The organism is Sphingobacterium sp. BIGb0116, from assembly GCF_024808035.1.
GTDB lineage: Bacteria > Bacteroidota > Bacteroidia > Sphingobacteriales > Sphingobacteriaceae > Sphingobacterium > Sphingobacterium paramultivorum.
Genome location: NZ_JANUDT010000004.1, coordinates 341,499 through 365,109 on the forward strand (window position 1 = coordinate 341,499; position 23,611 = coordinate 365,109).

General features: G+C 39.2%; 19 protein-coding genes and 1 tRNA gene. 15 read left to right on the forward strand and 5 right to left on the reverse strand.

All coding sequences use genetic code 11. The annotated features are described in order from the left end of the window. Positions 1-45 precede the first annotated feature (45 nt). Entirely contained in the window at positions 46-1,371 is a 1,326-nt protein-coding gene (locus tag M2419_RS12525; RefSeq protein WP_153846535.1) for a trigger factor, read from the reverse strand. A gap of 68 nt (positions 1,372-1,439) precedes the next feature. Further along, a tRNA-Leu gene (locus tag M2419_RS12530) sits at positions 1,440-1,521 on the reverse strand. A 149-nt stretch (positions 1,522-1,670) separates the two neighbouring features. Here M2419_RS12530 and M2419_RS12535 point away from each other — a divergent pair. The 5 genes from M2419_RS12535 to M2419_RS12555 all read left to right on the forward strand — a co-directional run bounded on the left by M2419_RS12535 (position 1,671) and on the right by M2419_RS12555 (position 6,857). Then, positions 1,671-2,282 (forward strand): hypothetical protein, encoded by a 612-nt coding sequence (locus M2419_RS12535; RefSeq protein WP_153846534.1) that lies wholly within the window; start codon positions 1,671-1,673, stop codon positions 2,280-2,282. Further along, complete coding sequence (locus tag M2419_RS12540; protein ID WP_075991269.1) at positions 2,279-2,581, forward strand: transcriptional regulator; 303 nt, start codon at positions 2,279-2,281, stop codon at positions 2,579-2,581. The genes M2419_RS12535 and M2419_RS12540 overlap by 4 nt, the downstream gene beginning before the upstream one ends. Before the next feature lie 51 nt (positions 2,582-2,632). Then, positions 2,633-3,124 (forward strand): hypothetical protein, encoded by a 492-nt coding sequence (locus tag M2419_RS12545; protein WP_088160404.1) that lies wholly within the window; start codon positions 2,633-2,635, stop codon positions 3,122-3,124. Positions 3,125-3,128: 4 nt separating this feature from the next. Then, positions 3,129-4,595 (forward strand): cell envelope integrity protein CreD, encoded by a 1,467-nt coding sequence (gene creD, locus M2419_RS12550; protein ID WP_182329977.1) that lies wholly within the window; start codon positions 3,129-3,131, stop codon positions 4,593-4,595. A gap of 180 nt (positions 4,596-4,775) precedes the next feature. Continuing rightward, positions 4,776-6,857 carry a S9 family peptidase gene (locus M2419_RS12555; protein WP_259255207.1) on the forward strand — a complete coding sequence of 694 codons (2,082 nt, stop codon included), beginning with the start codon at positions 4,776-4,778 and terminating at the stop codon, positions 6,855-6,857. A gap of 478 nt (positions 6,858-7,335) precedes the next feature. On the opposite strand, the gene M2419_RS12560 is transcribed toward M2419_RS12555, so the two are convergent. Beyond that, entirely contained in the window at positions 7,336-8,283 is a 948-nt protein-coding gene (locus tag M2419_RS12560) for an MlaD family protein (protein WP_153846530.1), read from the reverse strand. Positions 8,284-8,344: 61 nt separating this feature from the next. Further along, positions 8,345-9,145, reverse strand: coding sequence for an N-acetylmuramoyl-L-alanine amidase (locus M2419_RS12565; RefSeq protein WP_153846529.1), 801 nt, complete (start codon positions 9,143-9,145; stop codon positions 8,345-8,347). Between the two features lie 201 nt (positions 9,146-9,346). On the opposite strand from M2419_RS12565, the gene M2419_RS12570 reads away from it, so the two are divergent. The 3 genes from M2419_RS12570 to M2419_RS12580 all read left to right on the forward strand — a co-directional run bounded on the left by M2419_RS12570 (position 9,347) and on the right by M2419_RS12580 (position 14,974). Then, positions 9,347-11,980: a putative LPS assembly protein LptD gene (locus tag M2419_RS12570; RefSeq protein ID WP_227550212.1), complete on the forward strand. Its 2,634-nt coding sequence runs from the start codon at positions 9,347-9,349 to the stop codon at positions 11,978-11,980. A 272-nt stretch (positions 11,981-12,252) separates the two neighbouring features. Further along, the gene (locus tag M2419_RS12575; RefSeq protein ID WP_182329981.1) at positions 12,253-13,512 is read left to right on the forward strand and encodes a competence/damage-inducible protein A; all 1,260 of its coding nucleotides are present in this window, start codon (positions 12,253-12,255) and stop codon (positions 13,510-13,512) included. A gap of 112 nt (positions 13,513-13,624) precedes the next feature. After that, positions 13,625-14,974, forward strand: a complete 1,350-nt coding sequence (locus tag M2419_RS12580; RefSeq protein ID WP_153846527.1) for a dihydrolipoamide acetyltransferase family protein — start codon at positions 13,625-13,627, stop codon at positions 14,972-14,974. A 102-nt stretch (positions 14,975-15,076) separates the two neighbouring features. Here the strand turns inward: M2419_RS12580 and M2419_RS12585 are convergent, their stop codons facing one another. Further along, positions 15,077-16,453, reverse strand: a complete 1,377-nt coding sequence (locus tag M2419_RS12585; RefSeq protein WP_153846526.1) for an MATE family efflux transporter — start codon at positions 16,451-16,453, stop codon at positions 15,077-15,079. Between the two features lie 242 nt (positions 16,454-16,695). On the opposite strand from M2419_RS12585, the gene M2419_RS27385 reads away from it, so the two are divergent. The 7 genes from M2419_RS27385 to M2419_RS12620 all read left to right on the forward strand — a co-directional run bounded on the left by M2419_RS27385 (position 16,696) and on the right by M2419_RS12620 (position 23,474). Then, positions 16,696-17,217 carry a twin-arginine translocase TatA/TatE family subunit gene (locus tag M2419_RS27385; RefSeq protein WP_153846525.1) on the forward strand — a complete coding sequence of 174 codons (522 nt, stop codon included), beginning with the start codon at positions 16,696-16,698 and terminating at the stop codon, positions 17,215-17,217. An 85-nt stretch (positions 17,218-17,302) separates the two neighbouring features. Further along, entirely contained in the window at positions 17,303-19,540 is a 2,238-nt protein-coding gene (locus M2419_RS12595) for a Tex family protein (RefSeq protein WP_153846524.1), read from the forward strand. Positions 19,541-19,719: 179 nt separating this feature from the next. Continuing rightward, positions 19,720-20,433, forward strand: a complete 714-nt coding sequence (locus M2419_RS12600) for a hypothetical protein (protein ID WP_153846523.1) — start codon at positions 19,720-19,722, stop codon at positions 20,431-20,433. A gap of 3 nt (positions 20,434-20,436) precedes the next feature. Next, complete coding sequence (locus M2419_RS12605; RefSeq protein ID WP_075991259.1) at positions 20,437-20,715, forward strand: hypothetical protein; 279 nt, start codon at positions 20,437-20,439, stop codon at positions 20,713-20,715. A 491-nt stretch (positions 20,716-21,206) separates the two neighbouring features. Further along, on the forward strand, positions 21,207-21,551 hold the full coding sequence (locus M2419_RS12610) for a PadR family transcriptional regulator (protein ID WP_153846522.1): 345 nt from the start codon (positions 21,207-21,209) through the stop codon (positions 21,549-21,551). A gap of 49 nt (positions 21,552-21,600) precedes the next feature. Beyond that, on the forward strand, positions 21,601-22,158 hold the full coding sequence (locus M2419_RS12615; protein ID WP_182329983.1) for a hypothetical protein: 558 nt from the start codon (positions 21,601-21,603) through the stop codon (positions 22,156-22,158). Then, positions 22,155-23,474 (forward strand): serine hydrolase, encoded by a 1,320-nt coding sequence (locus tag M2419_RS12620; protein ID WP_153846520.1) that lies wholly within the window; start codon positions 22,155-22,157, stop codon positions 23,472-23,474. Before M2419_RS12615 ends, M2419_RS12620 begins: the two co-directional genes overlap by 4 nt. The last annotated feature ends 137 nt before the right edge of the window (positions 23,475-23,611 follow it).

Sequence of the window (23,611 nt, forward strand, 5' to 3'; positions counted from 1 at the left end):
CCTCCAAATAGATTGAAGGGACTTTCTTTTTATTTTAAAAATCGCTTATGCTAATTTCTCGAATTCTTTGTATTCAATGTCACTAGCATTCAATTTCACTAAACCTTTCAAGTGATCAAATACTTTTAAAGCTTTAGCTTCTTCGAACAAACGATTACCTTGTTCTCTATCTTGCAACAATTGAATTGCAAATTGGTTCAACTGCTCATCAGAAGGCTCTTCGTTGATGTTGTACATCTTAATTTGCGCGTAGATACGTTCTTTTGCTAAATTGATAACTTCATCATATTTAACTTCAAGACCATTTTCAGTAACAACGCGATTTTCGATAATTGTCCATTTCAAGTTATTCAAGAAATCAGCAAAACCTTCGTTCAATTCTTCTTCAGAAATGCTTGGGTTAGTTGCTTTCAACCATCTTTTCAAGAATTCTTCAGGGAAAGATACATCAACCTTCTCCATACCAAAAGTATACATATCATTACGTAATCTTTGATCTGAATTTTGTTTGAATAAATTCTCAACTTCTTCTTTCACTTTTTCTGTGAATTGAGCTTCTTCTGTTACTTCACCTTCCGCGAATAATTTATCGAAAAATTCTTGGTTAAGATCAGCTTCTTCTAAGCGGTTGATATTCTTAACAGTCAATTCAAATTTAGTGACGTCTAAAGCAGTTGCTTCTTCCTCAGTGATACCTAAGATACGTGCTAAATCTTCAGTTTTGAATGCTTTTTTAACATCAATCTTAACAACATCGTCTTTTTTAAGACCAACTAATGATTTTTTAATCTTAGCATCTTCTACGATATCTGTACGGATAGAAGTTGTTTTTTCTAGACCTTCCTCTTTATCTTGTTTCAATGTTGCATACAATACATCACCTTCTTCAGATACTTCTGGATTAGTCATTTTTCCATAGCTACGACGCAAGTTCTTGATACGATCTGCCAATGTCTCTTCATCAGCTTTGATTTCGTACGAAGTAAATTCAGTCTCAGCGGTAAAAGGTAATTCAAAAGCAGGAGCAAGACCAATTTCATATTTGAAGTTGAAATTGTCTTTATAATCCCAGCTGTATTGTGCATCATCTTCCAAAGGAAGTGGTTGACCTAAAACTTCTAATTTATTTTCAGCAATATAATTGGTGATTTTCTCATTCACTAATTTATTGATCTCATCAAATAAAATAGATTTACCATAAGTACGTCTGATATGTCCCACTGGAACTTGACCTGGACGGAACCCTGGTAATTTTGCTTTTTTAGCTTGCGCTTTAATCTCTTTGTCGACTTGAGGATTATAATCTTCAGGTGCTAATGCGACGTTGACTACCGCATTGATTGCATCTACATTCTCGTGTGAAATATTCATACTCTTTTTAGCTATATCGCATTCATAAAAAAATCCTCCCGAGGTTTTAAGTTCGGGAGGACATCAAGTGCGGAAGAAGGGACTCGAACCCCCACGCCTCGCGGCGCCAGATCCTAAGTCTGGTGCGGCTACCAATTACGCCACTTCCGCATTAGGATTTCTTTTGATGCCACAAAGATAGAAACCAAACCTATATCCTGCAAGTATTTTCTACTCTTTTTTTTATTTTTTTTCAATATTCTCCCAACCCCTTGCATAATTCATTATTATTCATTTACTTTGAATATCAAAGTACTTTTATGGAACAGAAAGATTTATTTAGAGAACTTGGGCAGATCAGATCATTAATGGAAAAATCGTCCAAATTTGTTTCAATAAGCGGATTATCAGGTGTACTCATGGGCTGTTATGCTTTGGTCGGAACGCTATTGGGATACTATATTATACATCAACCCGAAAGCATCGCTCTACTATTGGGCAAAAATCTGAATGAGCCCCTACTGTTTTTAATGATTGCGCTGATCGTCCTGTTATCATCCCTAGTGACCGGCTGGCTAATGGCACGTAAAAAGGCGAGAAAAAATAAGCAGTCGATTTGGAACATTACAAGCAAATCTCTTTTATTTGCAGTTTCAATCCCTTTACTAACAGGTGGCATGATATCCTTGTTGTTTTTTGTCCAAGGCTACTACCAGCTGATTGCTGCTATGCTGCTGATCTTTTATGGACTGGCACTGACTGCGGGTAGTATCTATACCTTTGCCGAAGCAAAAGGCTTGGGTATACTGGAAATCTGTCTGGGTTTGATTGGTATATGTTTCCCGGACAACGGATTACTATTGTGGGGATTGGGATTTGGTGTGCTACACATCATCTATGGTTTTATCGTTTACAAAAAGTACGAATCGTGAAATTAGATCTTTCCTTATATGACAAAATATTTGAAAACAGAGTTCGCCTCCAAATTATGAGTGTTCTCGCTGCCAATGAAGAATATGATTTTAATTCATTGAAAGAATTGTTGGATGTAACCGATGGTAACCTTGCTTCCAACCTAAAAACATTGGAAAAAGAGGAATACATTATTGTCGAAAAAAGCTTTGTTGACCGGAAGCCGAACACCAGATACAAAAGAACGACAAAAGGACTTAAAGCCTTTGAAAACCATCTTATTGCACTTGAAAATTTAATAAAACAGCAATACAAATAATTTTTTTATCTATTCACTTTGAAAACCAAAGTACTTTTAAAACATAATTAAATGAAAGGAATTAGACTGAAACTGATGCTGCACCTCTACAATTGGTCCTCCAAAGTGTATGCAAACATCTTTAAATGGAACAAAAAAGCCTGGGGAATCTCTAAAGCAGATTTCATGACCTACCCCATTGGAAGCATCGGCCATAATTTGGGGCTCTTTTATGAAAGTAAAGGTTTCGATGTCATGCCCAAACTGGAAAATCACGATGTCTTTCATATCCTGACTGAAACCGGAACAGAGATACAAGATGAAATTGCCATGCAATTCCTTTTGCTTGGTAATGGAAAGATAAGCCTGTATCTCATGGCAATGATTTTTATTGGCGGCACCTTATTTCCTGAATACTTCGGTTATTACAAAAAACATTTTCAAAAGGGGCGATCGCTCCAAAGTTTTCATCATTTAGAATTTAAAGAAATCCTTCACTGGCAATTAACGGAGCTTCAAATTGCCTTATACAGCAAAAACATTCAGCTAAACTTAAACCGCTAAAACCATGAACTACAACAATTTACCTCCGACAGAGCAATCCTCATTTTTTGAGAAAATCAGTAATTCTACTGTCCTAAAGCTATTTGTCATTTTCTTTCTTTCCCTCATACTACTTATTCCGCTAGCCTTAATCAGCGATTTGATTGAAGAGCGGAAAAACCGCGAACAGGAAGTATCCGATGGAATTACATTAAATTGGGGAAAGGATCAGGTTATTTCAAGCCCTGTTCTCGCCATCCCCTATCGCGAGACTATCCCACTGTCTACCGAAAAAGCCGAAAAATCTAACCTTAGAGAAGAGCTGAAATGGATATTTGTCTTACCCAAAACTTCCAATATCGCAACAGATGTAACACCACAACATCTCTCTAGAGGTATTTATAATGCGGTAGTTTACAACAGCAACATAACATTAGAAGGTTCTTTTGACAAAATATCCCTAGAAAAACTCGAGATCCCTCATGAGCAAATTGACTGGAAAGGCAGCAAGCTTATTTTCGGTATCCAGGATTTTAAAGGCTTAGGCAAGCGCCCATCCTTGAATTGGGATGGAAACGAGTTAACTTTCGATCCAGACTTTAATAATCTCAAATTATTTACTCAAAATTTAGTCTGTCCGGTATCTTTGGATCCGCAGAAAACGGACAATCGTTTCAAGATAAAACTAAATCTAAAAGGATCCAAATCATTGAATTTTCTCCCTCTTGGTGACCAGACAAACATCCAGGCTAAGGGTAACTGGGCTAATCCAAGTTTCACTGGTGCATTTTTACCGAGCAAACGTAATACCGAAACATCCAATTTTTCCGCTTCATGGGAAATCCCATCTTTCAGTCGGAAGTTACCACAACAATGGACTGGCGATGCTCGTTCAATCTATCAGTTCGATAACAACCTCGAAAATGGAAATGAGGGCAATGAGCACAAAGCGGCTCAAACCGCCACTACTACACTTGCCTCTGCAAATAACCTATTGGATAACACGGACATGATTACAATTAACTTCTTACCAGATATCAACAACTATCAAAAAACAACACGGGTTGCCAAATATGGTATTTTAGTCATTCTCCTGACCTTTACTTCGCTCCTATTCACCGAGGTGATCAAGAAAAAACGGATCCATATCATTCAATATATTCTAATTGGAGCAGCGATGGTTCTTTTTTACACATTGCTACTCGCGCTATCCGAGCATATTGGATTTAATCTAGCTTATTTAACCGCTTCCGTGGCGACAGTTATGCTGATTGGCAGTTTTATTAAATCTATTACCAAAGACCAGAAATCGGCGCTGTTGCTCAGTTCAATTCTGGCTTTATTTTATCTCTTTATCTATATCCTCATGCAACTTCGGGATTATTCCCTTGTCGCTGGAACAATTGGCATCTTTATCATTTTGGCGATTTTGATGCGCGTTTCAACAAAAATAAACTGGTATCAATTTGACAATAGCCATGTGGATCAATAGACAACATCTTCGACTTTATTGGGTATTGATTCAGATATTACTTAAAAAATAGGGATTTACAATTCTCATAAGCCATTTCTAAATGAAAGAGATGGCTATTTTTTTACTTGCCTTAGCATTTATGACCAAATTCTGTAACTTGCGAAGAAATTTTTCAGCGGCATAGATATGTTTAAACAGATGAAAAAACTTACAATACTTACATTAGCGATTATGGCGTGCAACCTAAGCAATGCGCAAGAAAGCAAAGGTGGAAAAAGCAATTTTAAATTAGTGTCGGAATCGCCACAACCGATCAACCCAAGTACACTTTGGGATCTTGGTCGTGTTTCGGCCGAAGGACTTTCTGCAGATGGCAAAACATTGGTATATGGTGTTTCCAATTATAATTTGGAAAGCAATTCAAGTGAAAAAAATCTATATACGATTTCACTGGCCAATGGCACCAACCATCAGTTCACCGACCAAAAAGGCGGTGAAACAGTCGTTCAGATCGAACCCAACGGCGACGTAATTTATTTGTTAAAGGGGCAGTTATGGAAGAAGAACCTATCTAAGGGCGAAGCACTTCAATTGACAAATGGCGATATCGCCTTAGAAAATGTCAAATTTTCGCCCGATGGTAAGCAAATACTCTTCAGCCAGTCCGTTCTGGTAAAAAAATACCACAGTACAGATAAATACCCCGAATTGCCAAAGTCAGAAGCTTATATCTATGACAACTTAGATTATAGGCACTGGGATACCTTCAATGATGGTAAGTTCAGTCATCCTTTTGTGGCGAGTTTTATTGACGGTAAAGTTGGTGAGCCGGTAGACCTATTGAAGGACCAAGCCTTCTATAGCCCTCAGGCACCATTTGGTGGCGCCGAAGATTTTGCATGGTCTCCAGATAGCAAAGCAGTGCTGTATGTCTGTAAAAAGAAATTCGGAACAGACTATGCCGTCAGTACCAATACCGATATTTATCGCTATGATATCGCTACCGGAACGACTTCTAACCTGACAGAAGGCATGAATGGGTATGATACAACTCCAACCTACTCTCCCGATGGAAAAAGCCTAACCTGGCTCAGCATGAAGACCGATGGTTATGAATCGGACAAAAATGACATCATGCTATTTGACAAAAACAGCTCAATTCGTTTAAATCTAACAGCACATTGGGATGGTACGGTCAATAGTTTTATCTGGAGCAGTTACAATCGCAAAATCTATTTTACAGCTGCTACGAAAGGTACAGTTCAACTATTTGAACTGGAAGTACCGACCAATATCAAAGCTAAAAGTTTACCAAAAATACACCAAATTTCTGAAGGTGACTTTGACATCACCGGTATTGTAGGCCAAGTAGCGGACAAATTAATCGTTAGCTCGACAAAGTTTACCCGTGCAACAGAAATCTTCAGCTTTGATCTAAAAACCAAATCTTTAACTCCGGTCACCAAAGTCAACGATGCAAAATATGCGAGCATCAGCGAAAACAAAATTGAGAAGCGTATTACAAAGGCATCCGATGGAGCAGATCTTTTTTCATGGGTAATCTATCCGCCAAACTTTGACCCTGCAAAAAAATATCCAACCATACTTTACTGTGAAGGCGGCCCTCAATCCGCTCTGACACAATTTTACTCGTTCCGTTGGAATTTACAATTGATTGCATCACAAGGTTATATTGTCATCGCCCCAAACCGTAGAGGTATGCCTGGCTGGGGGGTAAAATGGAATGAAGCTATTTCCCAAGACTGGGGCGGTCAGCCAATCCGTGATTACTTAACAGCCATAGACGATATCTCCAAAGAATCTTATGTAGATACAACACGCCGCGCGGCGATTGGAGCTAGTTATGGTGGATACTCTGTTTATCAGCTAGCTGGCGTGCATCAAAACCGTTTCAAAACTTTCATCGCGCACAATGGTTTATTCGACATGAGAAGCTGGTATGGTACCACAGAAGAACTCTTTTTCGCCAACCACGAACTGGGCGGAGCGTACTGGGATAGCAAAAATGAGAAATCCTATACCGCATTCAACCCGATTGAAAAAGCAAATAATTGGCACACACCAATTTTGATCTTTCAGGGTGGAAAAGATTATCGTGTTCCAATCGGACAAGGACTGGCGGCATTCCAATTGGCCCAGCTCAAAAAAATTAAGAGCCGTTTGGTCTACCTACCGGATGAAAATCACTGGGTTCTGTCCGGACAAAACGCACAGGTTTGGCAAAGAGAATTCTTTACCTGGCTTAAAGAAACCTTATAGAAAGTAAGGTGAAATCGGATTGGAAGATCATCTACTTTCGCGACTAATAAAGTCGCTCGTAAAGTGCTGAATTTAGCAGATTAGAAACGCCACTCATGGAGTGGCGTTTCTATTTCAACTCATAATTGACCGTATCATGCTCCTATTAACCAACGATTAATATCAAGTTCTAGTTTTACTAGGGTTTTACTAGGGTTTTACAGGGGGTTAACAGGGGTATAACAGGGGGTCAACAGGGGTCTACCCCTATTAACCCCCTGTTATACCCTGTAAAAAGGCAGTTAAAACGCTGCTAATTTAGAACATCGTATAAACTTGGTTACAGGAAAGTACTGGTCGGTAAAGCATAGACCAAGGGAGCAAATTTAAGGTATTGGACCGCCGACAAATTCCAACGTCCAAAGGTTATCTTATGAAAACAAAAAAGCCTGCTATATGCAGGCTTTTTATGTATATCATTGGATCTGATTTCTAAAATCTATTTCTCGCCTTTTTTCCCAAAGATGGAAAGTTTGATATATTTCCCAGGTTTCTCTTTAACGTCCTTCATCAAATTATCCATTTCCTTTGAAGCATTATTGAGATTATTATATAAAGCTTCGTCATTGAGCAATAAACCGATAGATCCCTTACCACTATTAATTTTTCCTGTGATCTCCTGAAAATCATTGACTGCAGCATTTACTTTGTTCATGGTATGTTCAAAATCCAATCGAGCAGCCTTATCGGTAACATTATTCAGATTAGACATAATCGCATTGATTTTCTCACCATTTTGTGAAAAATTGGAAGTGATTGATTCCAGATTAGCCATGATTCTATTGAGCCTTCCTTTTTCATCCCCGACCAGACCTTCGACGTCTTTGGTAATGCCTTCCACATTTTTCAAAGAAGTGGAGATACTATGGATACTCTTTTTAAAGTCGTCCTGAAACTGTTTGTCTAAGACACTATTAACGACTGATAGCGTCGAGTCTAGTTTAATAGTAATGGTTTCGATCCTTTTTTGAATGGGTTCGACCTTATCCATAATATTCGGTTGAACACCTGAAGCTAAAAAATCACCATCCTTTGCCAATTCCTTACTATTGCCCATTTCGAAAACAATCGCTTTACCGCCCAATAAATCTGTACTAGAAATTCTCGCTACTGTATTTTTTGGTATATCGTAATGAGAATGGATCTTGAACTCGGTTTTGATCTTCCCATCTGCTTGTAAAATCATTTTTGAAACACGCCCAATCTGATAGCCGTTGACTAGGACAGGCTTGGAGGGAGTTAAACCATCTACAGCCGTATAGGTCGTATAAAAAGTATTATCGCTACTAAAAACATCATTTCCTTTTAGAAAGCTATATCCTATAAATAATAAAACTATTGCAACTGTTGCTAATATGCCGACTTTTGTCTCGTTTGAAATTTTCACAAATAATCTATTTAGTAATGATCATTAATTTAAGTTTAAAACAGCATAAAAGCAAATCTGTTTAGCGTTCTACAGAATTTTTATAAATTTTTAGAGCTGAAACCAAATTATCAACAATCTCCTGTTGTCCTTCATCGGACAATAGATAGCTCTCTTCTTCTCTATTACTAATAAAGCCAATTTCTGTCAATACAGCAGGCATACCTGCTTCTGCTAGTACAGCTAAACCTTTCTCCCAGAACCCTCTACTGTATCGACCTGCTTTCACATACTCGCCTTCGATCATCTGCGCCAGACGAATACTTTTTTCACGGAATCGGTTTTTCATCAAGGAGAAGATGATCGCACTTTCAGGATCTTTTGGATCAAATCCCTGGTAATTCTCTTTATAGTTTGATTCCAATAACAATGAAGCATTTTCACGAACTGCAGCATCCTGCTGTCCCAAACGATGCGAACCAGAAACCAGTGTTTCGGTACCATGTGCACTAGCGCCACTTGAATTACAGTGTATCGAAATAAATAAGTCTGCCTTATTGGCATTCGCTAAACGGATCCGTTTATAAAGCTCAACAAATTCATCGGTCGTTCTTGTGTAGATGATCTTGATACCTGGAATATCTTTCTGAATCTGCTTTCCCAATTTTAAAGCAACATCCAAGGCTACATTTTTTTCTAAAGATCGTCTTCCCTGTGCTCCGGTATCTTTACCACCGTGGCCAGCGTCAATTACAATTGTCCTTATTTGATAGTCTGGAGGCTCGGGCTGTCCATTGTTTAATTTGAAAGAATTCAATAAAAAAAATCCCAAAGTAGCAAACACAACGCTACACCATTTTCTAATTCTTAAATCTGATTTCATTGAATAATTATTTGCTCTACTATAAACGAATCAAAATGAGTCTATATTATTTCTTTAATAGATAACGATATTTAACATATTTTCTATTGCTTTTTTGACTAATTTTGTCTCTCAAAGTTTAACATTATTTCACAAAAATAACATTTGTCTTTAATTTTGAAGTCGTTAATCAACATTTTAACACTATTTATCATTCTTGCAATGAGCAATTCTAGCTTTGCTCAAAGTAATATTCCATTAAAACAGAACGGACTTCAAGGTAAAGATCCTATTTCGGCGACCAATAAATCGCAAGATACGAGTAAATCCAAAACTGTAGATACGACCAAATCTGTAAGCGATACGACCAAGAAAAAAGGAAGTGGCTTACAGGCCGAAGTGAGTATTATTGCGGTTGACTCGCAGAAATCTGAAGTTGCCAAGAATATCAGTCACCTTTATCGCGGAGCGAAGGTAAAGTATCAAGATTTTGAACTTTCTGCCGATTATATCCGTCTGGACCGAAACAAGAAAAAGATTTTTGCTTCGGGGATCTATGACAAAACGGGGAAGTATGTGGGGCGTCCGATCGTCATTATGGGAAATGGTGAATCACCGAAAACGGTAGACTCACTCTATTACGATTACGAGAAACAAGAGGGAAATACCTATGGTATTATGACCGAAGTTGATGGTGGATTTATCCAGGCCAATATTGTGCGAAAGAATATCTACGACGAAATGTCGATATACAAGGGATTATATAGTACCTGTAATCTACCCTATCCGCATACCCATTTTGGCATTCATATCACCAAAGGAATTGTTACTAAAAACCAGATTATTTCTGGTCCGGCTTATCTTGTGGTGATGGGTGTGCCTATGCCCGTGGCATTTCCATTTGCATTTTTCCCAAAACCAGATAAAAGAGCATCTGGATTTCTCTTCCCATCTTTTGGGGAAGATTATACCAGAGGATTTTCGATGCGGGATATAGGTTGGTATTTGGCCTTCAACGATTATTGGGATAGTGAGATTAGAGGTTCCTTGTATTCAAAAGGTTCATGGGAAGCTTCCATCAATACGCGCTATACCGTCAACTATAAATTTAACGGTGGTTTTAATATCCGTTACGCCAATACAAAAACGGGTATTGAAGGAACATCTAATTATGGCTCCAATAAGGATTTTAATGTCACTTGGAACCATACCCAGCGCCAGGAAGCCAATCCAGGAACATCTTTCTCAGCAAGTGTTAACTTTGGTACAAGTTCTTTCTTTCAAAATACCGGAACAGGAAGTACACAAAACACCTATGAAAATCTTGCACGTAACCGTATGGGATCGTCCATCAGTTATGGAAAAGTATTTGCCGATGGCAAGGTAAACCTCACGGCCAGCTTAACGCATAATCAGGATATGGCTACGCGCAGTATACAGATGAGTTTACCAAATATCAGCTTAAACGTATCCTCTTTCAATCCATTTGACAGCAAAGACCGTGTCGGTGAACAAAAATGGTATCAACGAATCAATGTCGGTTATAGTTTCCAAGCACAAAACTCGGTAAGCACCATTGATACATTGTTATTTAAACCAGGAGGGTTCAAGAAATTCCAAAATGGCTTCCAACACAATATTCCAATCAGTTTATCACTCAATGCTTTTAAATATTTTCAGTTCAACACCAGTGTAAACTATACCGAACGTTGGTATTTGCAAAGTACACGACAAAGCATCGACAATACTGCCGCAGGTTATAAACAACGTATCGATACCGTTCAGGGATTCAATCGTGCATACGATTATTCTGTTTCGACCGGACTTTCGACCAAGGTTTATGGTAATTATTATCCGAAAATCGGTAACCTTCAGCAGATCAGACACGTCGTCACACCGTCGATCAACCTGAACTATAGACCCGATTTTTCGGATCCAAGATATGGTTTCTATCAGCAATATAACGATCAATATGGAAACAGAAATGTATACTCAATCTTTAGTCAGGGTGTCTACGGATCTCCTTCTGCAGGAAAATCTGCAGGGATAGGTTTTTCCATTGACAATAACATCGAAGCAAAGGTCAAAAGTAAATCCGATACCACAGATGGTGGCTTAAAGAAAATCCCTATTCTTCAAGGTCTGACGTTCAGCGGAAATTACAACTTTGTTGCCGACTCGCTGAAGTTGTCCCCAATTACTTTCTCTGGCCGTACAGCTTTTTTCGACCAAAAGATGAATGTAAACTTCAACGGTACATTTGATCCCTATTCGGTCAATGAAAATGGTGTCCGCGTCAATCGCTATGCCATTAAAGACGGTAGCCTTGCTCGTCTGACAAACTTTGGTCTTTCCTTTGACTATAGTCTGAATCCTAAGGCTGCGAAATCACGTAATAACAATATCGATTCTTTAAGAAAAGAAATGTCTGGAGCAGGCATGACTCCTGAGCAAGCACAGGCCTTGGCTCGAATCAGCTCAGATCCAAACGCATTTGTGGACTTTAATATCCCATGGAACCTTGCGGCATCGTTCAGTTTCAATATGGCAAAATCGTTCAACTCCAGTACACGAAGAATGCAGAGCCAGATCACAAGCACATTGAATTTACATGGCGACTTCAGTGTTACACCAAAATGGAAAGTCACCTTTCAATCGGGATACGATTTCAAACAGAAGGAAGTGGTCATGACCTCTTTCAATATCTATCGAGATCTGCATTGTTGGGATATGTCATTTGGCTGGATGCCTTTTGGGCGGTTCCGAAGCTATAACGTCACCATTCGTGCAAAGGCATCGATCTTACAAGATCTTAAGCTTACAAAAAGAGCCAGTTCAGGAGGCAGTTATTTTTAAAATAACTGCTTTTTTTTTGAAATGCTATACGCGTATTGGTCAGCAGAACCCTCAGTTTTTTTCAAAAAACTTCTTCCATCAAATACATTTTTACCATTTCGTTGAGCCGCAATTTTATGTAAGTTTATATCCTGAATCTTTTGGTATTGAATTTTCATTTTTTAGGCGCTAGCGCATGGATATTTTAACACCAAAAGATTAAGAAAATCCAACACTATCCTCCACAGATGCATTTTTCAAAGTAGGGAGGTGGTTGCATAATTATTTTAAAGATGAAAGCAGAGATTATTACCATAGGCGATGAGATCCTCATCGGGCAGATCATTGATACCAATTCAGGCTGGATTGCCAAGCAACTGCTCCAATTCGAAGTCGATATCGTTCAAATGACATCGATCCCAGATACCGAAGAGGCTATTTCAACGACATTGAAAGAGGCCTCAGCTCGAGCAGATCTTATTTTAATCACCGGAGGTCTGGGCCCGACGAAAGATGATGTGACAAAAAAAACTGCCGCAGCGTATTTTGGAACCACCTTGATACGGGATGAGCATGTACTTCGGCACGTGACCAACATATTTGAATCGCGCAATCTAAAAATGCTCGACATCAATCTGCAGCAGGCCGATGTTTTGGCAAATTGTGAAGTCCTATTTAACGACTATGGTACTGCACCTGGCATGTTGGTACGCCAGAACCAAAAGAAGTTTATTTTTATGCCTGGAGTGCCATTTGAGATGAAATTTCTGATGGAAAAACATGTGTTGCCTTTATTAGCCAAACAGGATCCTGACTTATTTATCTGTCATGAGACAATTTTGGTAGGCGGAATCGGAGAATCGTATTTGGCAGAAGAAATAAAGGATATTGAATCAGAACTTCCTTCAAGCATAAAATTGGCCTATCTACCAACCTTGGCCTTTATCCGATTGAGACTCTCTGGTAAAAGCAGGAATAAATCTGACATTACGCTCCAGGTTGCCCTATTTAAAACAAAGCTACTCCATCGTTTACAACAATATGTCATTGCAGATTATGATACCAGCATCGAACCTTATTTAATTAAAGAGCTTGGCCGCCGAGGTGCTACATTGACTACCGCAGAAAGCTGTACAGGTGGTAGCCTTGCCGCTTCAATAACCGCAGTAGCGGGAAGCAGCGCTATATTCCTTGGTGGTACTATCCCTTACTCCAACGCTTTAAAACAACAATTGTTGAACGTCAAAGAAGAAACACTGATCCAATATGGCGCAGTAAGTGAGCAGACTGCTATCGAAATGGCTTCCGGTTCAAAAAAGGCATTTTCGTCGGATTATGCTATTGCGACAACTGGGATAGCGGGGCCAGGTGGTGGAACAATTGAGAAACCAGTTGGCACTATCTGGGTGGCTGTTGCGGGAAAAAAAGAAGTTTTAACCAAGAAGTTTCAGTTTAATAACGAAAGACTGATCAACATCGAACGTACCCGTATGAATGCTTTATTACTTTTGTGGAAGTTGCTTGTAAAAGAACAAGAACAAGATACACAATAAAGTAAAATAATATTTCAAAAAACACGTTATTTAAGGAATAATATTTTAAATTGTTGAAAGTAAACCACAATTTATTTAACTTCGTTTTTCTATAACGAGATTGCTAAAAAATATGGCTTTATATAAACTCTTGCTCCCAAAAATGGGAGAAAGTGTATCCGAGGCAACAATCACAAAATGGTTAAAACAACCTGGTGACCTGATTGATGAAGATGACACTTTATTGGAAATCGCAACGGACAAAGTTGATTCAGAGGTACCTTCCCCTGTAAAAGGTGTTTTAAAAGAGCATTGCTATACCGTAGACCAGACTGTCCAAGTTGGTGAAGTCGTTGCAATTATAGAAATTGAGGGCGAAAATGAAGAACCTGCGATTCAAGCACAAGAAAATACAGCTCCTTCAGCGACAGCTCCCGAAGAGATCATAGAGTTAAATATCCCTGGTGTAGACCAGCTGACAAATGTAGCAGCTGAAATTTCGTCTTCTCCCTACGAAAATACCCTTCGTTTCTATTCACCTTTAGTAAAGAATATCGCACGGCACGAAGGATTGTCCCAAGATGAACTTGATCGTATCCAGGGCACTGGAGCAGAGGGAAGAGTGACTAAGGAGGATATTTTAACTTATGTAACACACCGAGATTCATCCTCAGCACCTACAAAGTCTATTCCGGTAGAGCACACGAACACGGCTACGGAATCTCCGAAAATAACCTCCACAGCTCCATCGCATGTTCATACTGTTGCCAATGGCAGTGATGAAATCATTGAAATGGACCGCATGCGAAGGTTGATTGCAGACCATATGGTCAAAAGTGTACAAACCTCTCCCCATGTATGTTCTTTTGTTGAGGCAGATGTAACCAATTTAGTTTTGTGGCGCAATAAAGTTAAAGATGCCTATAAAAAACGCGAAGGAGAAAACATTACGTTCACCCCTTTGTTTATCGAGGCTATTAGCAAGGCGCTCAAAGATTTTCCATTGGTCAATATCTCGATCGACGGTTACAATATCATCAAGAAGAAAAACATCAATATTGGTATGGCGGCAGCATTGCCTAATGGCAATCTCATCGTTCCTGTTATCAAAAATGCAGATCAATTAAGCTTAGTAGGCTTGAGTAAAAGTGTCAACGACCTCGCACAACGGTCTCGGGCAAATAAATTAAAGCCTGACGACACACAAGATGGCACATTTACATTCACCAATATCGGCGCTTTTGGCAATATTATGGGAACTCCTATCATTAACCAACCGCAAGCTGCAATCTTGGCTGTAGGTACAATTACGAAAAAACCAGCAGTCATAGAAACAGAGTATGGTGATATGATTGGTATTAGACATATGATGTATCTTTCACTTTCTTACGACCACCGTGCAATCGATGGTGCCCTCGGAGGTACCTTCTTAAAACGTGTGGCGGACTACCTGGAAAATTGGGATAGCAATAGAGTGATCTAACAATCAAAATCGATAAATAATAAAAATGCCCCAAATAAGTGTCTAACTTTTTGGGGCATTTTTATAACCGAGCCTTTTTTATTATTTAAAATATATTTTTTGTTACTTAAACATACTTTGTTCGAATTGTATTTTCTTCTTCTTGATCACCAATTGAAACCGCAGATAAAGTAAAAGTGAAGAGGTTAACAAGCCTAATGTCAGCCCATACCAAATCCCCTTGATACCCCAGTTAAATACCACTCCCATGAGGTAGCCGCTTGGTAGCCCTATAATCCAGTAAGCAATAAATGTGATAATGGTTGGAATATTCACATCCCCCATACCACGTAACACACCCAGACCGACAACTTGCGTACCATCAAACAATTGGAAAAGTCCCGCAATAATCAACAGCTGAGAAGCAATAATCACCACGGCATGATCTGAGGTAAAGATATAAGGTAAATAATTATTCAACAACGCGAACAAAGACGCTGTAATCACCATAAAGATCAACACCAATTGATACGAAGTGATGGCAAATCGTTCGAGGCGAAAAAGGTTTCTATTACCATAACTATTCCCCACCTTGATTGTTGCAGCAGCAGCAATACCACTCGCCATCATATACGTCATCGCGGCCAGCTGGATGGCTACTTGATGAGAAGCTTGTGCTGTAGCACTTATCGTACCGGCCAATAGGGAAGCCCCCGCAAAAGCCCCAATTTCAAATACATATTGCATAGCCACGGGTGCCCCGATCCGTATTATCTTAAGTAATCTTTGCCGATCTATCAATGTCACCTTAAAGTATTGAATATATTCTTTAAATTTCTGCGATCGCAATACATAAGTCATCATCACAGACATCATTAACACACGGTCGATCAATGTACTGTATCCGACACCCTTGACCCCCATAGGACTAATGCCAAACATCCCTTTGACAAAGATGATCGCCAAAATAATGTTCAGTACATTCCCCCAAATAGTTACATTCATGGCTTGCTTTGTAAACCCCAAGCCTTCGGCAAATTGCTTAAATGTGCTAAATACCATCAACGGAAGCATCGATAAACTCAGAATAAGTAAATAAGGCTTTGCCTCCTTCACCACAGCCGGATCTTGGTTGAGGTGATCGATAGCTAACATCGAACCAAAGTAAACTAAAGCGAACAACAAGAGTCCTGCGATAATATTTAACCAAAAGCTATTGGACAACAATATGGCACATTCTTTTTTATTATCACGGCCATTCTCCTGCGCAATCAACGGCGTGATACCATAAGCAATTCCCAACCCGATGACCATAACAACCATAAAAACAGCATGTACCAACGAAACTGCGGCCAATGGAATGGTTCCTGCAAAATGTCCAACAATCACACTATCTGCGGTATGCACCAGTGTATGTCCCAATTGTGAGATCACCACGGGCCCCGCCAATACCATCGTACTTTTGTAATACGGTTTAAATGTTTTAAAATTTCCCAACATAATCGATTTCCCTAAAAAAATAGCCACAAAAATACGAAGATATTACTACCCTATCGTCATATTAAAAAATATTTAGCAAAAATATAACAATTTACACCCATCAAATAACCGCACTTTGTTAAGTAATTTTTATGTTTCAAATACCTTAAAATTATCTTAAATTTACTTTTGGGTCTAAGAACTATAGAAATATAAATGTACCTTAGCATCTAGTTAGTAATCAAAAGAAGAGGAAAAAGAGTATGTACAATCCAGTAATAGCATTTCTAAACATCGGAACACAAGAGATGATCTTAATTGTGTTTGCAATCTTGTTACTTTTTGGAGGCAAAAAACTTCCTGAATTGGCGAGAGGTTTGGGAAGAGGAATACGTGAGTTCAAAGATGCATCAGAAGGTATCAAACGTGAAATTTCAGATCAAATCAATAATTTCGAGAAAGACATAAACGTTAAAACAGAAATAAAAGAAGAAGCTGTTCCTAATGATGTGCGTTTAGCTGAAGAGAAGGCTCAAGCAGCACACGAAGAAGAGGTTAAACCACAGGAAACCGTAGAAGGTTCAGAAACAGAGCAGCCCAAGAAAAAATATGAATTCACAACACCTGCCGGTGTCGTTGAACATAATCCACATAAACAACCCGATTACGGCGAAGAGCCATCTCACATCACGTACGGGTATAACGATCATTTTGCTGAAACTAAAAACAACGAGGTAGAAGATAAAAAAGTTCCTGAGCAGGACAATACCAATAAACCTGCTTAATTTTACTACTTTAGTTTATAATTAGATATACTTAGAGCTGTTGAATGGTGATTCAACAGCTCTACTTTTTAAGATTAAACCGACAATGAGCTTATCAACACACGAAATTACTATTGCTAACGAGCTTTCTATTAGCGAAAAACAGGTTCGCACGACTATAGCACTATTAGACGAAGGCGCTACCGTTCCGTTTATCTCACGCTACCGCAAGGAAATGACTGGTAGTTTGGACGAAGTTCAAATCACCAATATCAGAGATCGTTTCCAGCAGCTGCGCGATTTAGATAAACGTAAAGAAGCTGTTCTTAAATCTATCAACGATCAGGGAAAATTGACAGCGGAGCTTGAACAGCAGCTTTTGAATGCCGAAACCATGGCCAGTCTTGAAGATATCTATTTGCCTTACAAACCTAAGCGTAAAACTCGCGCCAGTGTGGCACGTGAAAAAGGTCTGCAACCTTTAGCGGATCTTATTTTGGCGCAAGAAACAGGCGATTTCCTCGCTCTTGCCGACAGTCTAATAGATGAAGAAAAAGGCGTAAAAAATACAGAGGAGGCACTAGCAGGTGCCCGCGATATCATTGCAGAGGTCATTGCCGAAGATGCGACAGTGAGAGCCAAATCGAGAGCGATATTCCTCGAAAAAAGCGCATTTGTTTCAAAAGTAGTTCCTGGAAAAGAAGAAGCCGCCCTAAAATATAAAGATTATTACGAATGGTCTGAATCTTTGAAGGATGCACCTTCCCATCGTGTGCTGGCCATGCGCCGTGGGGAAAAAGAAGAGTTGCTCTACTTAGATATAGCGATCAATGAAGAAGAAATTCTACCCCGTATCGAATCCATCTATGTTAAGGGGGCCAACGATGCCGCAGCTCAGGTAAAACTCGCCTTGGTCGATAGCTACAAGCGTCTGTTAAAACCTTCCATGGAGACGGAAATTCGTGTATTGACACGTCAAAAAGCCGATGAAGAAGCCATCAAAGTTTTTGCCGACAATGTTCGCCAATTACTTCTAGCCGCTCCACTAGGGCAGAAAAGGCTACTTGCGATCGACCCAGGATTTCGTACAGGCTGTAAAACGGTTGTTCTGGATGAACAAGGACAGCTCAAAGAAAATACGGCTATCTTTCCGCATACGGGTGCCAATGGACTAGCAGAAGCAAAAAAAACAATTCAGTATTTAGTCTCGAAATACGATATCCAAGCCATCGCAATCGGCAATGGAACCGCTGGTCGCGAAACGGAAGAATTTGTACGGAAACTCGGATTAAATAACGTTACTATCGTTATGGTCAATGAAAGTGGAGCCTCTATTTATTCGGCTTCCGAAACTGCACGTGAAGAATTTCCAGATCAAGATGTTACGGTACGTGGTGCAGTATCTATTGGTAGACGATTAATGGATCCCTTGGCTGAGCTGGTTAAGATTGATCCAAAATCGATCGGTGTCGGACAGTATCAGCATGATGTTGATCAAAATAAACTCCAAACTTCTCTGGACGACACTGTTATCAGCTGTGTAAATGCTGTCGGTGTTGAACTGAATACTGCCTCCAAACAAATTTTAGCCTATGTATCTGGATTAGGTCCTTCCCTAGCACAACAGATTATAAAATATAGAAATGAAAACGGTCCTTTCGCCTCCAGACGCGAGCTAAAGAAAGTTCCCCGTCTTGGCGATAAAGCATTCGAACAGGCAGCAGGCTTTCTACGCATCCGACATGCTGCCAATCCACTCGATTCGTCGGCTGTGCATCCTGAGCGCTATACTTTAGTTGAGCAAATGGCTAAAGACCTCGGCAAAAAAGTAGAAGACCTACTAACTGACGCTGACCTGAGAAAATCTATTCCTTTGAAAAATTATATCTCAGAGGAAGTTGGATTACCGACATTGAATGATATTCTTCATGAATTAGCAAAACCTGGATTAGATCCAAGGGAAAAATTCGAAGCATTCTCATTCACGGATGGAGTCAACAGTATTGGCGACTTACGGGTTGGCATGAAACTGCCGGGAATCGTAACCAATATTACGAATTTCGGAGCCTTTGTTGATATTGGCGTACATCAAGATGGCTTGGTACACCTAAGCCAATTATCTAATCGCTATATATCCGATCCGCATGAAGTCGTCAAAGTACAGCAACACGTCATGGTAACGGTAACAGAAGTAGACGAAAAACGTAGTCGCATAGCATTGTCAATGAAAACAGATGAGAAGCCTGCGCTACCCAAAAACAAAAAAAATGATTTTAAAAAGCAGGCCGAACCACAAACGGATATGGCCAGCAAGCTCGCTGCATTGGCGAGTAAGTTCAAATAGATACATTTAGCTCCGAATCAAAAAAGCTGACCGTTCGCTGAACTGCCAAGAAAAGTGTCTAACTTTTTGGAGGCAAGGCATCGCTTGGTCAGCTTTTTTTGATTCGATTAAATCCAATGTTCGTCGTCCGTGTCGCTGTTTTATTTTGTATCTTTAAGGGAAACAAGTTTAGACCCGTTATGAAAAATTGTACCCTCCTATTCTTTCTGTTTTTTGGAATCTATTTTTCTAAAATCCAGGCACAGCAGCAACTTCACGACGGGGCCTACCTGTACCAGGATGGCATCAATAAACATTTAATGCTCGTTAAAGACCATTATATTTCATTTATAAGTTACGATGACGTCAGAAAACGTTTTCAGCATACCTGGGGCGGCGCACTTGATAAGAAGCATAATCTGATCACTATCGCTGTCGAGTATAACTCACAGGATTCGGCTGCCATTGGCAAAACAACCCAATTACCTTATCGGATTGATGCAGACTCCCTTCGACTAAAAACTGCCGATAGCTACCATCTCTATATCAAGCAGAAAAAAGTTCCACAAGACCTTGATGCACTTTGGCGGATCACTGGTCGCCAGCAAGAAGGCAAAATGCAAGATATTCCCAAAGCAGATCGTAAAACAATCAAAATATTGGTTGATGGATATTTTCAATGGGTAGCGATTAATCCTGCTCAAAAAGGTTTCTATGGTACAGGCGGAGGTGACTATCAGTACACTAATAATCGGTATACTGAAAAAATACAGTTCTTTTCGAGAGACAATAATAGAGTTGGGCAAGAACTGGCCTTTGATGGTGAAATCCTGAATGGCGCATGGCATCATAAAGGAAAAAGTTCGAAAGGAGACGATATTTATGAAATCTGGAGCAAAGAAATAACAGAATAAAATATGACAATAGAAGAATTTCAATCTCTTGAAGCTCCGCTTCAGCATTGGACAGCGGTACAAAAGTCACTTTGGTATGATCTAAAAGGAAATTGGAAAACCGCGCATGACCTGATCGATCAATTGGGCGGAACTGACGCAGCACATGTTCATGCTTATTTACATCGCAAAGAAGGCGATCAATGGAATGCAGAATATTGGTATCGTCGTGCCAAACAAAACGTATACAAAGGTAATTTGGATGATGAGTGGAAAGACCTCTTCAAATATTACGCTCCATAACTACAATTACCCTATTTTCGGACAGCCGCTGTTTTCTTTTATATACACAAAAGGACAATTTGGGTAATAAAGTAGTCAAAAATAGTATATAAAATTAACTCAGCACTTTTTAGGCTGTTGAATATCTTTAAAAACATAAAAATATTACCAAATAAGATATAACATCAACCAAATCCGGAGATAATACGTAACAAAAATAACACAAAGAAAAATATTATAAAACTAACAAATAGAATGGCACAGATATTGAACATAGTTTGTTATACTTGAGAAAGTATACTTTTCATAAATTTAGGTTAATAATTGGTTAGGTTAAACACTTGAAGTTCCCCACTTCAAGTGTTTTTTTTTTAGAAAAAACTCAATCAAAGTAACATCAAATCCACTTCCCCATCTTTTTTTAATTAGGATACTTTCCTTCACTAAAAGGTATATTAAAAATTTAAAACAATACATTGTATTACTATGTATTTTGTTATATATTTACTTCCATGAACAAAGAATTTATTGACAAATGGATTTCACAGCTAAAAAAAGGAAGTCTTTCTTTTGTTGTATTAGGTATTCTTGCCTATGATCAGGAATACTATGGCTACGATCTTATCCAGGAGGTCAAGAAGAAAACGGCCATTGATATTGCTGAAGGAACTTTATACCCCTTATTGATCCGTTTAAAAAACGAAGGATTGGTCGAATCGAACTGGGTACCTCAGGAAGCTGGGATTCCAAGAAAATATTACAAAATAACAAAGGAAGGCCAAAGTACTTTCTTAGAGATGAGAACGTATTGGACAAGCTTAAACCAACATTTAACCACTTTGACGCATGCATTATAACCAGATACCCTTTACAAATAGATCCTCAGCTCAGCTATATCATGACTACATGTCAACAGCAACGGCTCTTGTAAAAAAATTAGCCTTGGAGCAAAGACAGGATATATTATGTGAAATCAATAGCCACATATTTGAGGCATTGCAACAGCAGCTTCCCCCACAGTTAATCCATGACGCCATGCCTAGTCAGCTCCAAGAAATCTTAGATAAACTCGGGTTACCGGAGACTTTTATCAAGGAAATGATTTTGTCAACGTCCATTGCCCCGTCAATAGAATCTCCTCGTAAATCCGTATCCTTATTACGGGTACCTATCATGCTCACACAAGGGATCGTAAACATGATTTATTATATCATCTATACCCTTATGCTCATCGCCGTCTTTCTAGTCGTGGCCAAGTTTATTGATCCTCAGGGAGTCGGATTTTTCTATGCGCCCAACAAGTTTTTCATATTCGGCAAACTTATTTTACAGCACGAAGAAGCCCTGCGCTACGAACAATTGGGCAATTATTTCATTCCGGCCTTTCTATTTGTCATCAGTGGACTTTACTATTCCTCCACGTTAATTTTGAAACTCAAAAAATCTATTCCCCATAAATTATGAAAAGAACCACAGTGTTATTGTTCCTCTTAGGAACCCTATCAAGCCCTATTCTCAAAGCCCAGGAATTCACACCTGTTCGCATGGACAGCCTGATGGCCGTCATGGATAAAAATAATGTCTGGATGGGCAGTATTGCGATCAGCAAAGGCGATCAATTACTCTATCAAAAAGCAATTGGATATGCAGACCTGGCGCAGAAAAAGAAAGCGAACATAAATACGCGTTATGGAATAGGTTCAATCTCCAAAACTTTCACAGCAACACTTGTACTAAAAACAGTTGAGCTCGGAAAACTGAAGTTAGACGAACCAATATCTGCATTCTTTAAAGATATTCCAGACGCTGGAAAAATCACCGTTCACCAATTGTTAAATCATAGCAGCGGATTACACAATATCACGGATGACAACGATTATTTGACATGGAATACTAAACCACAGACAGAGAAAGAACTTGTTGAACGTATCGTCAAAGGCGGAGTCGACTTTGCTCCCAGCAGTAAACATGCATATAGTAATTCAAACTACATCCTACTTACCTATATCTTAGACAAAGTTTGGAAAAAAGACTATGCTTTTTTATTGAAAGAATACATCTGTAAGCCATTAAACTTGCAAGAGACAACCTTTGGCCGTCCACAAAATAACAGCTGGGATGTTAGCGAATCTTATCGATTCACTCACGAATGGACCCTTGAACCACACACGGACAATTCTGTTCCGCTTGGAGCCGGAGCAGTTTGGTCAACTCCGGCAGATCTAGGCAAATTTTTCAATGGTTTATTTAGCCATAAAATAATCAATGCTGCAAGCCTGGAAGAGATGAAAAAAATAGATCAGGGCTATGGACTGGGTTTATTCCAATTGCCATTCTATGAACATATAGGCTTTGGCCACACAGGTGGTATAGATGGATACTCCTCCGTAGCTGGTCATTTTGAGGATGGTAATTATAATGTCGCTATCATTAGCAATGCCAACAATTATAATAATAATGAAATATTAAAGTTCAGCCTTGGCGAACTTTATAAAAAACCTTTTCCACTTCCTGATCTTGCGGAAATACAATTGACAGAGGAAGAAATTTTAAGTCTCGTTGGCGAATATAAAAGCGAGCAGCCTCCTATCCAGATAAATATTACCAAAGAAGGCAACAAGGTGCTGGGGCAAGTTGTCGGTCAGCCGGCATTTCAACTGAAACCCAAGGATAGAAACACGCTCGTCCAACCGCAATTTGGCGTAAAAATAGTTTTCGAACGTAGCGAAAACAAAATGACACTCTACCAAAATGGACATACTCTTGTATTGAAGAAATAAGGGGATACTACGGTTAACTAATGTAAAGATTCATGGCCTTTATTTGGCATTATCTTACATTTTTCATTAGGTAGTTATGAACTTATATCGACATCCTCGCTGAGGACCGAAGCCCCGTCATCACGCAGTATGGCTAA

What these genes read in the sequence shown, in the direction of transcription:
- M2419_RS12525 (WP_153846535.1), bottom strand. Translation starts at nt 1,371, where the DNA reads ATGAATATTTCACACGAGAATGTAGATGCAATCAATGCGGTAGTCAAC.
- M2419_RS12535 (WP_153846534.1), top strand. Translation starts at nt 1,671, where the DNA reads ATGGAACAGAAAGATTTATTTAGAGAACTTGGGCAGATCAGATCATTA.
- M2419_RS12545 (WP_088160404.1), top strand. Translation starts at nt 2,633, where the DNA reads ATGAAAGGAATTAGACTGAAACTGATGCTGCACCTCTACAATTGGTCC.
- creD (WP_182329977.1), top strand. Translation starts at nt 3,129, where the DNA reads ATGAACTACAACAATTTACCTCCGACAGAGCAATCCTCATTTTTTGAG.
- M2419_RS12555 (WP_259255207.1), top strand. Translation starts at nt 4,776, where the DNA reads ATGAAAAAACTTACAATACTTACATTAGCGATTATGGCGTGCAACCTA.
- M2419_RS12565 (WP_153846529.1), bottom strand. Translation starts at nt 9,145, where the DNA reads ATGAAATCAGATTTAAGAATTAGAAAATGGTGTAGCGTTGTGTTTGCT.
- M2419_RS12570 (WP_227550212.1), top strand. Translation starts at nt 9,347, where the DNA reads ATGAGCAATTCTAGCTTTGCTCAAAGTAATATTCCATTAAAACAGAAC.
- M2419_RS12575 (WP_182329981.1), top strand. Translation starts at nt 12,253, where the DNA reads ATGAAAGCAGAGATTATTACCATAGGCGATGAGATCCTCATCGGGCAG.
- M2419_RS12580 (WP_153846527.1), top strand. Translation starts at nt 13,625, where the DNA reads ATGGCTTTATATAAACTCTTGCTCCCAAAAATGGGAGAAAGTGTATCC.
- M2419_RS12585 (WP_153846526.1), bottom strand. Translation starts at nt 16,453, where the DNA reads ATGTTGGGAAATTTTAAAACATTTAAACCGTATTACAAAAGTACGATG.
- M2419_RS27385 (WP_153846525.1), top strand. Translation starts at nt 16,696, where the DNA reads ATGTACAATCCAGTAATAGCATTTCTAAACATCGGAACACAAGAGATG.
- M2419_RS12595 (WP_153846524.1), top strand. Translation starts at nt 17,303, where the DNA reads ATGAGCTTATCAACACACGAAATTACTATTGCTAACGAGCTTTCTATT.
- M2419_RS12600 (WP_153846523.1), top strand. Translation starts at nt 19,720, where the DNA reads ATGAAAAATTGTACCCTCCTATTCTTTCTGTTTTTTGGAATCTATTTT.
- M2419_RS12605 (WP_075991259.1), top strand. Translation starts at nt 20,437, where the DNA reads ATGACAATAGAAGAATTTCAATCTCTTGAAGCTCCGCTTCAGCATTGG.
- M2419_RS12610 (WP_153846522.1), top strand. Translation starts at nt 21,207, where the DNA reads ATGAACAAAGAATTTATTGACAAATGGATTTCACAGCTAAAAAAAGGA.
- M2419_RS12615 (WP_182329983.1), top strand. Translation starts at nt 21,601, where the DNA reads ATGTCAACAGCAACGGCTCTTGTAAAAAAATTAGCCTTGGAGCAAAGA.
- M2419_RS12620 (WP_153846520.1), top strand. Translation starts at nt 22,155, where the DNA reads ATGAAAAGAACCACAGTGTTATTGTTCCTCTTAGGAACCCTATCAAGC.